The 15,782-nt window shown below is 54.7% G+C and carries 16 protein-coding genes; 3 read left to right on the forward strand and 13 right to left on the reverse strand.

Annotated features, from left to right (window positions below; genetic code table 11):
• Positions 1 to 26: 26 nt before the first annotated feature.
• The 5 genes from IE105_RS11500 to IE105_RS11520 form a co-directional block, all read right to left on the reverse strand.
• Positions 27 to 809 carry a succinate dehydrogenase iron-sulfur subunit gene (locus tag IE105_RS11500; protein WP_189498601.1) on the reverse strand — a complete coding sequence of 261 codons (783 nt, stop codon included), beginning with the start codon at positions 807 to 809 and terminating at the stop codon, positions 27 to 29.
• 80 nt (positions 810 to 889) lie between these two features.
• Positions 890 to 2,326: a cell envelope integrity protein CreD gene (gene creD, locus IE105_RS11505; RefSeq protein ID WP_189498603.1), complete on the reverse strand. Its 1,437-nt coding sequence runs from the start codon at positions 2,324 to 2,326 to the stop codon at positions 890 to 892.
• A gap of 583 nt (positions 2,327 to 2,909) precedes the next feature.
• Positions 2,910 to 3,638, reverse strand: a complete 729-nt coding sequence (locus IE105_RS11510; protein ID WP_189498605.1) for a DUF4197 domain-containing protein — start codon at positions 3,636 to 3,638, stop codon at positions 2,910 to 2,912.
• Positions 3,635 to 3,907, reverse strand: a complete 273-nt coding sequence (locus IE105_RS11515) for a hypothetical protein (RefSeq protein ID WP_189498607.1) — start codon at positions 3,905 to 3,907, stop codon at positions 3,635 to 3,637. The genes IE105_RS11510 and IE105_RS11515 overlap by 4 nt, the downstream gene beginning before the upstream one ends.
• A 15-nt stretch (positions 3,908 to 3,922) precedes the next feature.
• Positions 3,923 to 4,774: an enoyl-CoA hydratase-related protein gene (locus tag IE105_RS11520; protein ID WP_189498609.1), complete on the reverse strand. Its 852-nt coding sequence runs from the start codon at positions 4,772 to 4,774 to the stop codon at positions 3,923 to 3,925.
• 212 nt (positions 4,775 to 4,986) lie between these two features.
• On the opposite strand from IE105_RS11520, the gene IE105_RS11525 reads away from it, so the two are divergent.
• Positions 4,987 to 5,556: a carboxymuconolactone decarboxylase family protein gene (locus IE105_RS11525; RefSeq protein ID WP_189498611.1), complete on the forward strand. Its 570-nt coding sequence runs from the start codon at positions 4,987 to 4,989 to the stop codon at positions 5,554 to 5,556.
• A gap of 80 nt (positions 5,557 to 5,636) precedes the next feature.
• Here IE105_RS11525 and IE105_RS11530 read toward each other — a convergent pair whose 3' ends face one another.
• From IE105_RS11530 to IE105_RS11545, 4 genes are all read right to left on the reverse strand, one after another.
• On the reverse strand, positions 5,637 to 7,277 hold the full coding sequence (locus tag IE105_RS11530; protein ID WP_189498613.1) for a PAS domain-containing hybrid sensor histidine kinase/response regulator: 1,641 nt from the start codon (positions 7,275 to 7,277) through the stop codon (positions 5,637 to 5,639).
• 53 nt (positions 7,278 to 7,330) lie between these two features.
• Positions 7,331 to 8,632, reverse strand: a complete 1,302-nt coding sequence (locus IE105_RS11535) for a replication-associated recombination protein A (RefSeq protein WP_189498616.1) — start codon at positions 8,630 to 8,632, stop codon at positions 7,331 to 7,333.
• Between the two features lie 474 nt (positions 8,633 to 9,106).
• A complete protein-coding gene (locus IE105_RS11540) occupies positions 9,107 to 9,451 on the reverse strand; it encodes a DoxX family protein (RefSeq protein ID WP_189498618.1) in 345 nt (114 codons plus the stop codon).
• A 141-nt stretch (positions 9,452 to 9,592) separates the two neighbouring features.
• Positions 9,593 to 9,961, reverse strand: coding sequence for a hypothetical protein (locus tag IE105_RS11545; protein WP_189498620.1), 369 nt, complete (start codon positions 9,959 to 9,961; stop codon positions 9,593 to 9,595).
• A gap of 489 nt (positions 9,962 to 10,450) precedes the next feature.
• Here IE105_RS11545 and IE105_RS11550 point away from each other — a divergent pair, with 489 nt between their 5' ends.
• Positions 10,451 to 10,909 (forward strand): SRPBCC family protein, encoded by a 459-nt coding sequence (locus tag IE105_RS11550; RefSeq protein WP_189498621.1) that lies wholly within the window; start codon positions 10,451 to 10,453, stop codon positions 10,907 to 10,909.
• A gap of 344 nt (positions 10,910 to 11,253) precedes the next feature.
• Here IE105_RS11550 and sdhA read toward each other — a convergent pair whose 3' ends face one another.
• The 4 genes from sdhA to IE105_RS11570 all read right to left on the reverse strand — a co-directional run bounded on the left by sdhA (position 11,254) and on the right by IE105_RS11570 (position 14,591).
• Positions 11,254 to 13,038 carry a succinate dehydrogenase flavoprotein subunit gene (gene sdhA, locus IE105_RS11555; RefSeq protein WP_189498623.1) on the reverse strand — a complete coding sequence of 595 codons (1,785 nt, stop codon included), beginning with the start codon at positions 13,036 to 13,038 and terminating at the stop codon, positions 11,254 to 11,256.
• Positions 13,039 to 13,090: 52 nt separating this feature from the next.
• Positions 13,091 to 13,435 carry a succinate dehydrogenase/fumarate reductase transmembrane subunit gene (locus IE105_RS11560; protein ID WP_189498625.1) on the reverse strand — a complete coding sequence of 115 codons (345 nt, stop codon included), beginning with the start codon at positions 13,433 to 13,435 and terminating at the stop codon, positions 13,091 to 13,093.
• Positions 13,432 to 13,818 carry a succinate dehydrogenase, cytochrome b556 subunit gene (sdhC, locus tag IE105_RS11565; protein WP_189498627.1) on the reverse strand — a complete coding sequence of 129 codons (387 nt, stop codon included), beginning with the start codon at positions 13,816 to 13,818 and terminating at the stop codon, positions 13,432 to 13,434. The genes IE105_RS11560 and sdhC overlap by 4 nt, the downstream gene beginning before the upstream one ends.
• 413 nt (positions 13,819 to 14,231) lie before the next feature.
• A complete protein-coding gene (locus tag IE105_RS11570) occupies positions 14,232 to 14,591 on the reverse strand; it encodes a response regulator (RefSeq protein ID WP_189498629.1) in 360 nt (119 codons plus the stop codon).
• Positions 14,592 to 14,764: 173 nt separating this feature from the next.
• Here IE105_RS11570 and IE105_RS11575 point away from each other — a divergent pair, with 173 nt between their 5' ends.
• Positions 14,765 to 15,664 carry an N-formylglutamate amidohydrolase gene (locus tag IE105_RS11575; RefSeq protein ID WP_189498631.1) on the forward strand — a complete coding sequence of 300 codons (900 nt, stop codon included), beginning with the start codon at positions 14,765 to 14,767 and terminating at the stop codon, positions 15,662 to 15,664.
• The last annotated feature ends 118 nt before the right edge of the window (positions 15,665 to 15,782 follow it).

The following is a 15,782-nucleotide window of genomic DNA, read 5'->3' on the forward strand; positions in this document are numbered from 1 at the left end:
CAGGCGACTGCGCTATGTGATGCGGGTTAAGCCCGTTCGACCATCATTGATTTGATTTCCGCAATCGCTTTGGCCGGGTTCAAACCCTTTGGACAGACGTTCGCGCAATTCATGATGGTGTGGCAGCGATAGAGTTTGAAAGGGTCTTCCAAACCATCCAGTCGCGCCGTTGTGGCATCATCGCGGCTATCCACTAACCAACGATAGGCTTGCAGCAGAGCCGCAGGGCCGAGGTAGCGGTCGCCGTTCCACCAATAAGATGGGCAAGAGGTCGAACAAGAGGCACAGAGGATACACTCATAGTAGCCATCTAGCTTTTCCCGATCATCTGGGCTTTGCTTGAATTCTTCCTTTGGCTCCGCCTCAGTCGTGTGCAGCCACGGTTCAATCGAAGCGTACTGCTTATAAAAATTAGACAAGTCCGGAACGAGGTCGCGGACGACGGGCAAGTGCGGCAGCGGGCTAATCATCACGGTGTCGCCACCGGCAACATCTTCAATCGCGCGGGTACACGCGAGCGTATTACGCCCGCCAATATTCATCGCGCAAGATCCACAGACCCCTTCGCGGCAGGAGCGACGGAAGGCGAGCGTCGGATCAATTTCGTTTTTGATCTTGAAGAGCGCGTCGAGAACCATCGGGCCGCAGTCATCCAAATCAATCTGATAGCTATCCCAGCGCGGCTTACCGCCGTCGCTTGGATCATAGCGATAGATTTTGAACGTGCGGATATTCGCCGCTGACGTATCAGCCGCAAAGACTTTGCCCTTACCGATCCGTGAATTTTTGGGCAGCGCAAGCTGAACCATGTGACATCCTTTTCCTGTAGACCCCGCCTTATAGCGAGGTCTGCGCAAGAAACGAAGGGCTTAGTTAGTCAGTTCACGCCTTATTCAGTAGGCATTTTGTCGCCATACCAGTCCATATTGCGTGTCAGGTAGAGCGTGGCGGCTATCGCAATGAAACTGATCAGTGCCCCGACCATAAGAGCGAAGTCCTGAATCCGCATCAACACGAACAGTAAGGCATAGACAGCGCCGAACACGAGAGCGGATTTCCAAATCAAATCACGGCCAAACACAGCCCCCGCATATCCCGCCGTCAGGACCACGGTCGCAACCGCGCTAAGGATAAAGGCCGGCGTGAAACCGATATGTTCGGCAAACGCGAGCAGCAATAAATAGAAAACGGCCTGTGCGATACCGATCAGAAGATATTGCGCAGGATGGACCCTCACACCCAATAGGGTTTCCATGAGGAAGTAAGCCAGAAAAACGAGACCGATAAATAGAATGGCATATTTGAGCGCCCGGTTGACCGTTTGATAGGGGTTGAGCGGACTAACGAAATTGACCTCCATCTGACCCGTAGTCCCGTGAACAAGACCGTTCATGTCCATAGCCCGCCCTTCGGCCGCCATTCCGCGCCGAAGATAGGGCACAGACCAATCAGCCGTAAAACCTACATCCGAAATATCACGATCTCCCGGGGGAAAGCGGCCCGCAAAACCGGGATGTGGCCAGTCAGAACTTACGCGAAGGCGCGTGCTCTTAGCATAGGGCGAGACTGACAGACGATTAGCACCGGTAAAGGCCATGCGCGCTTCGACGTCTGTCGGGCCTAACCCCAGGATCTCGTTCGCCGGAACAGACAGTAAAGTGAAACCCTCAACATCCAAACGATCATAAATGATGCCGTACCCCGGCTGTGTCAGCGCCGATTCAGTGGCAATCCCTGTGGCGAAATCCACATTCGAACTGTTGAAGTCAGAGCGCGAAGAGTAGGGTTCAAACGTAAGCGTTTTTACTCCGTCACTTAAAATCACATCTGATTGAAGTCCGGTGACATCAGCCAAACCGACGAGTATTTTCGCTTGATCTAAATCAAAGATTAACCCCGATTGCGCCGGCAACTCCGACAAGGGTGGCAAAACTGCGCGAAGGCGACCGTCCGCGGAATAGACCGGAACTTTATAGAGTGACCGGCTTTTTTCTTCGACGGTGATGCCCTCAAACACGGCGTCACCACTTGTCGCGGACACAATATAATCGCCTTCACGCACCCCCCCATTCACCAATGTTTCCCGATAGGGCACGACCAGAATGGGGCCGAGCAATTGTTGCGCGCCGCCGTACGTCTGGCTGACCTCCCGCGACACATCATCGGCGCGCGAGGACCGCTCGAAACTAATGGCCGAAATAAACATGACGGGAATCGCCATAAGAACGACGAGCGCAAGGATGACGATCAACTTTGTTCCCAGTGAACGGCTGACGCCGCCGGGCGGTTTGGATTTTGTCGTTGGGAGTGTCGATGGGTCAGTCATGAGAGCCTCTTGGGAAAACAGTCGTGACACGCATGAAGAGCTTCGATGGCGCAATCATGTCCGAAAGACGAAAAATTACGACCGTTTAGCGCTCCTATCAAGGCAGCTAGATCTTAAAAGCCTGACGGCCCTCACGCAGACTAGTCCGGTAATCGGGCATCGCCATCGGGTCACTATCATTGGCCGCAATGACAGGCTCATTAAACAGGAAACCAAGCTCGTCCGCGCTACATGATAAGACGCTAGCGATGTCACTTAAAATAAGACGGCGGAGCGGAACTCGGGAGTCTTTGGCAGCCCGCAAAGCACTGGCGACGAAAGTGTTGGATGCGCATAAATCGGGAGTATCAGATGTCGCGATTAAATTTTGCAGTGACCCGGTCTTGTATGACTTCGTTTGCCGTCTGAAAAATATTCGACTGATCACAAAAGACCTCCCCGACTAATTTGCCCCCACAGCAAATTCCCTGAGATTGTCTTTCAACAGACCGCAGAGCTTACAGGGTCCACAGCATCATAATAAACTCACCAGCAAAAGTTAATTTTTATTAACGCGATCATATCCGGTCAGACTTAAACCGCTTTAACCGAACACTCGCTTTAGGATAGCGGATGTCCGCGCAGCCGGGTCAGATCGGATCGCCTTTTCTTCTTCAGCGATAAAATGGAACACGCCACGAAGACCGTAGTCAACGCCATGACCGATAAGATCGGATTTCAAATCAACGCCGGATCCACCAAGCAACCCCAGAGGCACTTGACGTTCGACGTCATCAACCAGGCGCAATGCGCCCGTATCGGCCAAGGCGTCTTGCATAATCGGTGCGAACAGCGTCGTCAGACTGTCAGTCGTCCGCTCCCGCAAGTAATCCGTCGCGGCGGTGTCGGGACCGCGCACAATGTTGATCGCGTCTTGGATGGTCAGACCGCGTACAGCGTCTATGAAAATATTGCGGGCCGCCGGAGCCGCTTTTTCAGCGCCGCGATTGAGCTGTTGTTCTAGTTCTACCAACAACCCGTCCGCCCCGAAGGGAGCGAGATATGACCGCACATCCTCTAGCACGCCCGGCAAAGGAATTTTTACGGTCGGGTTGCTAAAGTAGCCGTTCACTTGGCCTAAGTTGCTGAGCGCATTGCCGATGCCATTATCCAGCGCCGCGCGAATTCCCATCGCTGCTTCGCTCTGCGAGAGGGCCCCCGCGCCTAAAACACTTTCGATCAACGCGGGATCAAGCGTTTCGCAAGCGACGAGCGGCAGGGCGGAAAACGATATCAAAAGGGCGCGGCGGTCAAACGTCTGAAGGGTGGTCATGAGGTCTCGTCCTGAGTGGCTTGAAATTTATTGTAACGAGTTTCGGTCATACGCCAAGCCATTAACCCCCAAATAAATCCGCCCACCATCGACAGGGGGGCCGCAAGCATAAAAGTACGCGCAAAGTCCTGATCGTTTAAAAATGACAAAAAAGTCGATAGGATAAGCGCTGACGTTCCGCCCCAAACCAACACACCATTGAAAAACACAAAGTGCCAGCGGCCCTTTACCCGGGATTTCGCCCATTGGTCCGCCTGCGATCTCGTCATGTGTCGCATTGATCCCTATAAGGTCTTGCGGTTTGCGAACTTTGGCTCGCGCTTCTCAAGGAACGCGCGCACGCCTTCTTCGCAATCCGGGGACACGAACGCCTTTTCGAGTAAGGCGCTCTCTTCCTGATGCGCTGCGAACGGCCCTCCAGCCAGCACCCCGTGACCAAGCATGGTCGCGCGTAGCAGTCGTTTATTTTGTGCCACCGCTTCGGGCGAACAATTGATGGCAATATCGCGCGCGAGTTCCATCGCACGGGGCAAAACGTCCGCATTATCGTGCAATTCCGAGAATAAGCCCGATTGCAACCCGTCATCAGGATCAATGTAGTTCCCCGTCAGCGACCATTGCGTTGCCTTAGAAAACCCGACCAACTTGGGCAGGAAGAAACTGGCCGCTCCATCAAATACAATCCCGCGTCGCGTAAAAGGAAAGGCGTATTTCGCTTTGCGTGCCGCGATGCGAATATCGCAGGGCAAGGTCATGGTCAGGCCGATCCCCACGGCCGATCCGTTCATTGCCGCGATGATCGGAACGTTCACGCGGGAGATCGCCAAGTTGAGCTGCCCGCCCGTATCGCGCGGTACGCCATCAATAATTTCAACGTCTTTATAAAAACCAGATGACCCAAATCCGTCAGAAATATCGGCCCCCGCACAAAAGGCGCGGCCTTCGCCCGTCAAGACGGCGCAACGCACTGACGTGTCCGCGCCGAGCGCCTCGAACCCTTTGAGCATGGTGTGGAACTGCGCGATGTTAAAGCTGTTCATCGCGGCGGGGCGCGACATGGTCATCACGACAATACCGGGGGTATCGGGGTCCCGCGTGATTTTGAATGTGTCGGATGAGGCGTCTTCTACGGCCATGATGTATCTCCTCTTTTACAAACGGTACTGGCCCAAAACCCCACCGTCTATGGTCTGCGTTCGGGATCATGGGACCGATGAAACTCACGCCCTCACGCCTCTGTGAAATGTCGTGATTGGAATAACTGAACCGAACGTTCCATATAACAAATAGACCACACGGTCCTAAATCATATTGCCTTAATCACAGGCCTAAAAACAGAGATTATGAAATGACTGAATTTACTCGCCACACTGTCGACACCGCCCCCGAAGCCGCCCGCCCAATCCTTAAAGGCGCCAAAGCCTCCGTTGGGTTTGTCCCAAACCTGTACGCAACGATGGCAGAAGCCCCATCTTTGCTCAGCGCCTATACGCAGCTGGGCGACCTGTTGAGCAAAAGCAGCTTTTCCGCGACTGAACAGCAGATCGTTTTGATGACCAACAACCGTCTGAATGGTTGTGAATATTGTATGGCTGCGCATACATCGATCAGCCAAGGCGCCGGCGTTCCGGCAGACGTGATCGAGAGTCTCCGTTCGGGCACATCCATCGCAGACTCGAAACTAGAAGCTCTGCGCACCTTCGCACAAGTCATGAACGAGACACGCGGTTGGCCGACACAGGCCGATCTCGATGCCTTTTTCGCAGCCGGTTATGGCCAACAACAAGTTCTTGAAGTCATTCTCGGCACGGCATTTAAAGTCTTGTCAAACTACACCAACCATGTCGCCAGCACCCCGCTTGATGCGGCCTTTAAGGCGAATGCCTGGTCATCAAAAGACGCACAAAACGCCGCATAATTTCTCTGATGATTGACGCCGCCGCGCTGTTCATTTTGAGCCGTGCGGCGGCATATTCTTTGACTCCTTAAAAGGAGTGACTAGGGCGCGTCACCCCTTAGCCGAGCCGCAGACCGCATAATCATACGATCAAAATTCGCGAGTGTGATCGGCTTGAAAAGATAGTCATTCACCTTGGCCGCGGCAAAACTTTCCCGAACCGACCCTTCACTTACCGATGACATGGCAATGATATCGAGTGCCTTGAAGCTTTCGTGTCGGCGCAGCGTTTGGGTGAGTCTCAACCCATCACAGTCCGGCATGTGGTAATCCGTGATCAGCAATGTGTAAGGGTCGCCCGACTGACTCGCTGTCACCAAATGCTCAACCGCCGCTTTTGCTGACCCGACGGCATCGGCGCATAAACCTAAGCGCTCCAATTGCGTGGTGATGACTTTCAAATTTGGCGGAAGGTCATCGACCACAAGGATCTTTAAGCCCTTAATATCGGGGTTGATATCAGCGTCAGTTTGCGATGACGGCTCATTGGCCACAATTGGCAAATTCACGTCCATCCGGAAACGCGAGCCCGTGCCCAAAACTGACGTTGCGGTTAGCGTCCCGCCCATCAATGTGACCAAATCCCGAGAGATTGCGAGACCGAGACCTGTCCCCCCATAAATCCGGGTCATGGATCCATCGGCTTGCTCAAACTTCTCGAAGATTGAGGCGAGCTTATCCTCGGCAATGCCAATGCCCGTATCACAGACAGACGCTGACAGGTGCAAGCCGCCAGCCTCGACCCGGCCATCGACTTCAACACTAATGTAGCCGTTTTCCGTAAATTTGATCGCATTGCCGATTAAGTTCAGCAGGACCTGACGTATCCGTCCCCGATCTCCGACGACATAGCATGGCAGGCTTGGGGCGAATTGAACGATGAGATCGAGCTCTGATTCCCGCGCACTAGACCCTAATAAAACGACGACATCATCGACCATTTGACGAAGATCAAACGGCTCGGGTGACAACTTCAATCGCCCGGCTTCGATCTTCGAAAAATCGAGCACATCATCAATCAGGCTCAGCAACGCATCACCTGTCCGCTCAAGCATATCGACCATTTCGGTCTGTTGATCTGTCAGCCCTGTACCGCGAAGCAGCTGCGTCATGCCAAGAACCCCGTTCATCGGAGTGCGGATTTCGTGGCTCATATTGGCGAGAAATTCAGACTTCGCTCTCGCAGAGGCCAATGCTTTTCCCTCTGCTGCGGCCAGGGCCGTCTCGCGGGCCTGAATGTCCACCAATGCGGTGAGGTCCGTTAGAATACCAACCAGATATTCCGCCCCGTCCTCGGTCTTGAAATAACTTTTCTGCGATTCCACCCAAAGAGTTTCACCAACAGCATTATTGAGCGCTTCATGGTTGATGTTCTGTCCTTGGGTTAGGAATACGTCATCATCCATCGCCCAGAAAACGTCGGCTTGGTCCGGCGGAGAAATATCATAGTCGGACTTGCCCAATAGGTCTTCGCGCGTGCGGCCCAAAATGTCACAAAAAGCTGGATTTGCTTCGACCCAGAGATGCTGGCGATCCTTCACATAGACCGGGTTCGGCAGAAGGCTGAGCACATGCGACAACAATTCCAGCGTGCCGCCATTCGGCAAATTAAGCTGCCGAACTGGCACGGCGGACAGCGGTGTCATCGGAACGGACTGTTGGAGTGAAGCGCGCGGTGTCATATTGGCGCTGATTGCACGATTAACTCTTAACGAACCGCTATTACCGCCTAGAATTACCCGCGGCTTTTCTCTGCCCGCAACCGCGCCCAATGCGCCACACGGTCCGCAATCGCCGCTTCCCGCCCCGACGCTTTCGGCGCGTAGAGTGTCACGCGTTCCATCGTATCGGGCCAAAAATCCTGCCCTGAAAATCCATCTTCCGCGTCATGGTCATATTGGTAGCCCTCGCCATAGCCGAGCGACTTCATCATTTTGGTCGGCGCGTTGAGAATGTGTTTGGGCGGCGCAACAGACCCCGTCGTCTTCGCCAGCGCGCGCGCCGCTTTCCACGCCGTATAGACCGCATTACTCTTGGGGGCGGTCGCGCAATGTACGACAGCATGGGCCAGCGCGAGCTCGCCTTCCGGACTACCGAGCCGCTCATAGGTCCGGGCCGCTTCCGCGCTAATCATCAGCGCGACTGGATCCGCCGCGCCAATATCCTCGCTCGCAAAGCGCACGATGCGCCGCGCCAGGTAGCGCGGGTCTTCGCCGCCCTCTAACATCCGCGCGAACCAATAGAGCGCCGCATCGACATCCGACCCGCGCATCGATTTATGCAGCGCGGAAATCAAATTATAATGCTGCTCTCCGGACTTGTCGTAAACGGGCGCGCGTTTCTGCAACAGTTTCGACAAGGCTGCTCCGTCCAATTCCCCCGTTTGCGCGAACACTTCATCCGCCAGCGTCAACAGGTAGCGCCCATCGCCATCGGCGAAATCCACTAGCTGCGCGCGCGCGTCACCCGTCATCGGCAGCGCCCGACCCAGCACCCGCTCGGCCCGCGCCAGCAAGCCCTCTAACGCCGTCGCATCCAGCCGATTGAGCACAAACACTTGGCTGCGGGACAAGAGCGCGGCGTTGAGTTCAAAGCTCGGATTTTCCGTCGTCGCCCCAACCAACGTCACCACGCCCGCTTCGACAAAGGGCAAAAACCCGTCTTGCTGCGCTTTGTTGAACCGGTGGATTTCATCCACGAACAGCAAGGTCCCCTGCCCCGCCTCGCGGCGGGATTTAGCCGCCTCGAACACTTTGCGTAAATCCGCCACGCCCGAAAACACGGCGGATAGCGCGACAAATTCCAACCCGGCGCGCCCCGCTAGCAGCCGCGCAATCGTGGTCTTGCCCACGCCGGGTGGCCCCCAGAGGATCATCGACGATAGCCGGTTCTGCGCCAACATCCGCCCAATCGGCGCATCTTCCGCTAGCAAATGATCTTGCCCGATCACCTCGGACAGGGTGGCCGGCCGGAGCCGTTCTGCCAAAGGCTGCGGCGCAGCATCAGAGAGGCCAGCGGAGTCGAACAGGGAGGTCATGGGACAAGGTTAGCGGGTCTGGCCCCGCGAATAAACGGCGATCACCAGCCGCGCACGAAAACCGCATCGCGCTGAGCACTTACCCCACACCGTCTCGGGCCAAACTCACCCCACCGCCTCAGGCCGACTTGATCGGCCTGTCCATCCCTGACGCTCACGCAAAAAAAAGAACGGCGTTACCTTGGGCTTAGGTGAATTCACGAGCCACGCGATAAATTTGATGGGAATGGGCCATGGGCAGGCCGATCAAGTCGGCCTGAGGCACATTTAGTATCGCTCAATGGAAAACTCGACAGCCCCTCACCCACACACGACGTCACTCACGCACCCCGAGTAATCAGGGATGCTGTGACCGCCTCATACCTTGGGACGTGAGGGGTATGGGTTTAGCATCGGGTTTGTGGGGGGATGGCGTTTTAAGGGTTATATGGTTTTAATCCCCAGAGCGGACCCCATAATGGGGCCGGGAAGTCGTTAGGTTCTTTCAGCTCTCTTCTCAGTATGGAACGAAGCAGCAAGATATAGAGCGAGTACGATCGGCAAAATAGAGAATAAGCCAAAGCCTATCTGACCCGTCATAAAAATCATCATTGTTGAGAAAGAGAAGGCTATCGCGGTAAAGATTGCGGCCATGCGTCTTGCCCTAGGCATAAATATGAAAATGCCTGCGACGACCTGAAATATTCCTAAGATCAACATGAACTTGAGGTCTATCCCCAAACTATCAAAAAATGTCGTCTCTTGCGGCACCTTCATGAGCTTAGCGACACCCGCCGCAATACTCAAAAAAGCCACGATGACTGAAATTATTCTTCTCATTATCAATTCCCTTTAGCTTTTGGGCTTCCATACAGGATCAACTCACGCGAGAGAATTGAATTCAGGTTTTACGTCGATGATAGCCGTTTGTATCCTTCTCAAACGAAGCAAGGATTACCCATCCCCATCTTTAGAGACCTCCTAAAGCCAAATCAAAGCCGCACCAAGCATCATCGTGGCAACGCCAAACATCGGAACAACCTTATCATTGAATAAAAGTCCACGGGATATTTTAAACAAGAACTTAGGGTATATCAGCATCATGGCCCCTTCAATGGCCGCGCCCCATCCGATCAATGAAACCATAACTGATTTCCAACCCACCCAGATATTATGGTTCAAAATAAGCGCCGTCCCTGCAATCAAGACGATGGCTCCTGTCAGGTAGATATGCGCGTCGGATTCCTCCATCCCGTCGAGGATACGTCCGGCCCATCCTTTGTTGATCACACACCCCAACCCAGCGCAAAGCATATAAACCCCGAAAATTGTAGCAAGCATTTGTGTCATGGTGGGCTCCATTTAGGTTTTAGCCGATTAATGTTGTTCCCATCATAGCCTAAATTTGGTCCGACTTGGTCAATTCAGTAAGAAGGGGGCAAGAAAGTTTCCAGGGCCGCCGATTGAATCTCGCGACTCTTCGATTGTTTCATCAATCGAAGATGCCGACCGCTAACTCGACCCAGATAACCCCGAAGACCAAGGCAAGCGCTATACAGCCAAGAAGTCGGTAAGATCTCTTTTGGGTTACCTTTGTTATTCCAAAGTAAGCCGTAATTGTGCCTCCGATTAGGATGAAAGCGACCATAAAATCTCCAAGCGTCCAGTCCATTGCATTCCCCTAAGCTGAAGTCGTGATAATCCCTTGCTGTACATTAGACTTTCGACCCTCAAAATGCTAAGTCAAGCGAAACCAAGAGCGCCCCAAAAGATCACGCGAAAGTTCAAATATGAATAAAAAAGGGCCGTTTCTGCGCTCCTAAAGGGAGACGACAAACTATGAAGACATCAAAAACCACGCTCATAGACGCGCCCACCTCGATCGTTTTTCTCTGGCTTGAAGATCATGATCGTTTGCTGAAATGGGTGCCCAATCTTGTCGAAGATGAAGCTTTGGTCGAAACGCCGGAAAGGGTCGGTTCACGGTTTCGGCAGGTATTCTTGGAAAACGGGCGTAAAATGGAAATGGTCGGCGAGATTACCGATTATATTGAAAATGAACGTATGCGTGTGGATATCACAGGAGATATGTTTGATCTGGATGTAGATTATCTCCTTAAAGGACTTTCTGATAATCAAACGGAGTTAACCCAAAACACGGAAATCCGGTTTAAAGGCTTCATGAAAATACTAGCTCTGGTGATGATCTTAACGTCAAAATTTTCATCGAAAGACCCGCAGGCCGAAGCCCATGCCAAGCTCAAGGCCATGGCTGAAGCCGAATACCGTGCGGGATAACTAAGACCAAATATCTGCTGCTTTGCCGGATTAGAATAACGCGGCAAGAGATCAATATTTTCCAAAACTAAGCGTCTCCAAATCGCTTCATTAAGGAAACTCTTGAATGTCCGCATCGCCCCAAAACGAGCCTAGTATCGCCATTTAATTGCCCGACAGAAAAATACGTGAGGACCCTAATACTCCAAAGGGAGGTAAGTAAATCCAGTCCTTAGGCCGCTTACTTAGCCCCCAAAAAGCAATAACTTACGGCTGTCGCCACAAGCTGCTGAAGTCGCAGCCGGGCTGATCCTCCGGAGGAAGACGCAGACCCTATCGGGAAGATCAGCCGTGGGCGCCTTGGGTTAGTAGACCCGCTTCTTAGGCACGATATACTCAATCCCATCCGTCATCGTGTAATCATGCACGGGGCGATAATCGATGGTGACCGCGTTGGTGCCGTCGTCATACCATGACAGGGTGTGTTTCATCCACTCGGCGTCGAGACGGTCCGGGTAATCCTCGTGCGCGTGGGCGCCGCGGCTTTCTTTGCGGTTATCCGCCGACGCGATAGTGACACGGGCTTGGGCGACGAGGTTGTCGAGCTCGAGCGTTTCCATCAGGTCAGTATTCCAGACCATGGTTTTGTCGGTGACAGAGATGTCGGCCATGTTGCCCGCAATGGCGGTGACTTTTTCCACGCCTTCGGCGAGGCTGTCTTCGGTCCGGAAAACGGAACAGTGGGCTTGCATCGCTTTTTGTAGCTCGAGGCGGATGTCCGCCGTGCCGCGCGTACCCGCGGCGGCTTTGAACTTCTCAAGACGCGCGATGGATTGCTCGCCTGCCGTTTTGGCGAGCGGTTTTTTGTCGGCGCCTGCAGTGAGTGTTTCACCGACGCGCAAGCCCGCGGCGCGGCCAAACACAACCAGATCGATCAGGGAGTTGGAGCCAAGGCGGTTGGCGCCGTGAACTGACACACAGGCCGCTTCGCCGACGGCCATCAGGCCGGGCACAACATGGTCGGGATTGCCGTCTTTCAGTGTCACGACTTCGCCGTGATAATTGGTCGGAATGCCGCCCATATTATAGTGGCAGGTCGGCAGGACCGGGATCGGCTCGCGCGTCACGTCGACACCTGCGAAGATTTTCGCGGTTTCGGAAATACCGGGCAGACGTTCGGCCAGCACAGCCGGGTCCAAGTGATCGAGATGGAGGAAGATGTGATCTTTGTTCGGGCCGACGCCGCGGCCTTCGCGGATTTCAATCGTCATCGCGCGAGAGACGACATCGCGGGACGCCAAGTCTTTGGCGCTCGGCGCATAGCGTTCCATGAACCGTTCGCCCTCACTATTGGTGAGGTAGCCGCCCTCGCCGCGTGAGCCTTCGGTTATCAGGCAGCCCGCGCCGTAAATGCCGGTCGGGTGGAATTGGATGAATTCCATATCTTGCAGCGGCAGACCCGCGCGCAGCACCATCGCATTACCATCACCCGTACAGGTGTGCGCCGAGGTGGCCGAGAAGAACACGCGGCCATAGCCGCCCGTGGCGAGGATGACCGTCTGCGCCTTAAAGCGGTGCAGCGTGCCGTCATCGAGTTTCCACGCGGTGATACCGCGACAGACGCCGTCTTCCATGATCAGGTCGAGCGCGAAATACTCAATGAAAAATTCAGTCTCGTGGCGCAGGCTCTGGCCATAGAGCGTGTGCAACATGGCGTGACCGGTGCGGTCAGCGGCGGCGCAGGTGCGCTGCGCTTCGGGGCCTTCGCCCATGTTTTGCATCATGCCGCCGAACGGACGCTGATAAATCTTGCCTTCATCGGTGCGTGAGAACGGCATGCCCCAATGTTCAAGTTCATAAACCGCGTCCGGTGCATTGCGGCAGAGATATTCGATAGAGTCTTGGTCGCCGAGCCAATCGGAGCCTTTGACCGTGTCGTACATGTGCCAGCGCCAGTCATCGGGCGACATATTGCCGAGCGACGCCGCGATACCGCCTTGGGCCGCAACCGTGTGGCTGCGCGTCGGGAAGACTTTGGTCACGCAGGCGGTCTTGAGCCCGGCTTGCGCCGCCCCGAGAGCCGCGCGGAGGCCAGAGCCGCCGGCGCCGACAACAACGACGTCATATTCGTGATCGATGAAAGTGGTCATGAAGGGGTCTCTAAAAATCTAAACAGAGAAAAATCTAAACAAAGGCTGCGAGCTAAACAAAGGCCGCGAGAACGAGTCCCACAACACAGGCCAGCCATAAGATGGTCGCGACAAGGGTGTTCGCCAACTGGCCAAATGCGCGCAGGCCGCCGTCAAAGTAATCCATAATCACTTCGTCCATCTCGAGTTTACAGTAGAGGATGGCGGCCGACAGGAAGGCAATCATGCCGAGCGCGCCGTGCGTGCTGGACAGCCAATGGACGACACTGTCAGGACCGTGTTTGATCGTCAGGAGCGCGTGGATGGCCGCAAAGGGCAGACCAATGATGATACCCCAGCCAGCGAGGCCGTGCATCTTGAAATGTTTGGTGCCGTGTCCGGCAGAATTCGCGCTCATGAGGAGACTCCAGCGTAAGTCAGGATCGCAGCCAAGGCGACAGCGATCAGGATCATGACGTAGGACAACATGTTATTGAGCTTCGGCTCCATCATCGCGCCGCGATTCCACACGGCGTGGCGAAGTTGCGCCAACGTCATGAAGATAAAAGCGAACAGGAACACGAACAGACCGATAGCGCCGAGCGGGCTAAACAACAGCCCCGCCAACGGTAGCTCACCCGTGAGGCCGAGAGCGAGCAATCCCGCCGCGACGATGACTAAGGCGACATAACATATGATCGCGCTCGCCCGGTGCAGGATTGAGCTCAACATCGCGCCGTGCCAGCGCCATACTTGCAAATGCGGCGACATCGGCCGCGGGTCAGTCCACTCGGATGACATGAAAACTCCAGCTCTTAAGCGAGCCGCAACTTACGTCGCGGTCCCGTCAGGTCAACTCTATCGCAAAGAGGGATAAGGCTGGAGTCGGGTCGCATCAAGCCGCGATCCGTCGCAGAAGGCGATTTTGTTTGCGAGTGGGATGCAGTTGCGATCAAAGAGCTGTGATCGCGGTCGACAGACGGCGACGGGCCTTTTCTGCCGCAGCAGGGGCGAGATTGCGTCTGCGCCGCAAGGTTTTAGTCAGACATAGAAAAAGCGGCCCGAAGGCCGCTCGTCCATTACAGACGTAACGTATACACGAAGATGACTGACTTCCGGATTTAGCGCGCCCTTTGGAGCGCATGTGCAGAAGCATAAGCTTTGCTTCCGCACCACTTACGCGGCGTCGGAAACCCTATCGGGAAGCAATGCGATTACGCGGCAATCAAACGATCCACTTCGCTCACCAACTGGCGCAGGTGCACGGGCTTGGAAAGCACAGTCTGTTCGGATGCTTGGCTGTCGTCCATTGCAACGGCGGCAAAACCGGTGATGAACATAACTTTAATTCCGGGCGACAGGATCTCGGCCTGTTTGGCCAGCTCGATGCCATCAATGCCGGGCATCATAATATCGGTCAACAACAGGTCGAACGCACCGTCAGCGAACTTTAGCGCCCGCAAAGCGCGCTCCCCATCCGAACAGGCGATCACATTGTGACCCGCATTTTCCAGCGCTTTTTCAAAGAACCGACGCATATCCGCATCATCTTCGGCGTAGAGAATTGTTGCCATATTTTTTCCACCCAGTCGTCTGGTTATACACTACCCGAAAGACAGCAAGGCGGCGAGCGCCAATTCTTTGTCTGGGTCAATCCGTCTTATCCTAGCACTATTTGTGCCTGAACATATGGCCTGCGACTTAAAAAACCCTGACGATCTATGTTTTCATGCGCTATAGATAACAGATGACGAATAATCGTTCGGACAAGCCTGCGACCCTGAGCGTAACAGAACGCAACAGTCTAGCTGCGCTTACTCCCGGTCACATCATTGCGTATCCGACCGTTTGGCGGGCGGGCCTGATTTTCGCCTCACCCCATTCCGGTCATATCTATCCGCAAGCCTTTCGCGATGCCTCTATCCTGTCCGCCGCGCAGTTACGGCGCAATGAGGATATGTTTGTTGAGCGCTTGGTCGCGAGCGCTGTCCCGGCTGGTGCGCCCCTGCTCAGCGCACGATTCCCGCGCTGCTATGTCGATGTTAATCGCGCCCCAGACGAATTGCCGCAAGCCTGGTGTGATACGCCAATTAAGGAAACCGTTCGCGCCCAAGCGGGGATCGGCGTCGTCCCGACTCATATTGGGGAACGCAGTCCGATCTATCGCCGCATGCCCAGCCGCGCCGATGCGCAGGCCCGCCTGACAGAATTATACCATCCTTACCACGCGGCGCTCGGCGCTTTGATCGCCGATGCGAAAGCCCTATTTGGACACGCGTTGCTCATCGATTGTCATTCTATGCCGGGGTTCGCCCCGATGGGCTCACGCCGCCCCGATATGATCTTGGGGGATCGGTTTGGCCGCTCCTGCCACCCGGAAACGCTGTCTTCACTACGCCAAATCCTTCAATCTGAAGGGTTTTCTGTCGCCGTAAATTATCCTTATGCTGGCGGATATGTGACCGAACATTACGGCCAACCCGAGACGGGCGTTGAAGTCGTTCAAGTGGAAATCAACCGCGACCTTTATCTCAATCCGGTGACGCTCGCCCCGAAACGCGGGTATGACCGCGTGCTGGAGCGGATGACCCGTATTATAGCGCAGATCATTGACGATCGCACACAGACTGCCCTCGCCGCGCAATAGCGGCGCGCCGACCCCCCTACTGCCGGAGTCCCACCTGTCCAAAAACGGCACAGATTAGAGTTAAAATGATCAAAATCTGATCCGTTAACCTTAAAAAGCGAGTCAGATGGGCGGAATC

It is taken from the genome of Algimonas arctica, assembly GCF_014652695.1.
Lineage (GTDB): Bacteria > Pseudomonadota > Alphaproteobacteria > Caulobacterales > Maricaulaceae > Litorimonas > Litorimonas arctica.

Excerpts from the sequence above, each read along its gene's own strand:
- IE105_RS11500 (WP_189498601.1), bottom strand. The coding sequence starts at position 809 with ATGGTTCAGCTTGCGCTGCCCAAAAATTCACGGATCGGTAAGGGCAAA.
- creD (WP_189498603.1), bottom strand. The coding sequence starts at position 2,326 with ATGACTGACCCATCGACACTCCCAACGACAAAATCCAAACCGCCCGGC.
- IE105_RS11510 (WP_189498605.1), bottom strand. The coding sequence starts at position 3,638 with ATGACCACCCTTCAGACGTTTGACCGCCGCGCCCTTTTGATATCGTTT.
- IE105_RS11515 (WP_189498607.1), bottom strand. The coding sequence starts at position 3,907 with ATGACGAGATCGCAGGCGGACCAATGGGCGAAATCCCGGGTAAAGGGC.
- IE105_RS11520 (WP_189498609.1), bottom strand. The coding sequence starts at position 4,774 with ATGGCCGTAGAAGACGCCTCATCCGACACATTCAAAATCACGCGGGAC.
- IE105_RS11525 (WP_189498611.1), top strand. The coding sequence starts at position 4,987 with ATGACTGAATTTACTCGCCACACTGTCGACACCGCCCCCGAAGCCGCC.
- IE105_RS11530 (WP_189498613.1), bottom strand. The coding sequence starts at position 7,277 with ATGACACCGCGCGCTTCACTCCAACAGTCCGTTCCGATGACACCGCTG.
- IE105_RS11535 (WP_189498616.1), bottom strand. The coding sequence starts at position 8,632 with ATGACCTCCCTGTTCGACTCCGCTGGCCTCTCTGATGCTGCGCCGCAG.
- IE105_RS11540 (WP_189498618.1), bottom strand. The coding sequence starts at position 9,451 with ATGAGAAGAATAATTTCAGTCATCGTGGCTTTTTTGAGTATTGCGGCG.
- IE105_RS11545 (WP_189498620.1), bottom strand. The coding sequence starts at position 9,961 with ATGACACAAATGCTTGCTACAATTTTCGGGGTTTATATGCTTTGCGCT.
- IE105_RS11550 (WP_189498621.1), top strand. The coding sequence starts at position 10,451 with ATGAAGACATCAAAAACCACGCTCATAGACGCGCCCACCTCGATCGTT.
- sdhA (WP_189498623.1), bottom strand. The coding sequence starts at position 13,038 with ATGACCACTTTCATCGATCACGAATATGACGTCGTTGTTGTCGGCGCC.
- IE105_RS11560 (WP_189498625.1), bottom strand. The coding sequence starts at position 13,435 with ATGAGCGCGAATTCTGCCGGACACGGCACCAAACATTTCAAGATGCAC.
- sdhC (WP_189498627.1), bottom strand. The coding sequence starts at position 13,818 with ATGTCATCCGAGTGGACTGACCCGCGGCCGATGTCGCCGCATTTGCAA.
- IE105_RS11570 (WP_189498629.1), bottom strand. The coding sequence starts at position 14,591 with ATGGCAACAATTCTCTACGCCGAAGATGATGCGGATATGCGTCGGTTC.
- IE105_RS11575 (WP_189498631.1), top strand. The coding sequence starts at position 14,765 with ATGACGAATAATCGTTCGGACAAGCCTGCGACCCTGAGCGTAACAGAA.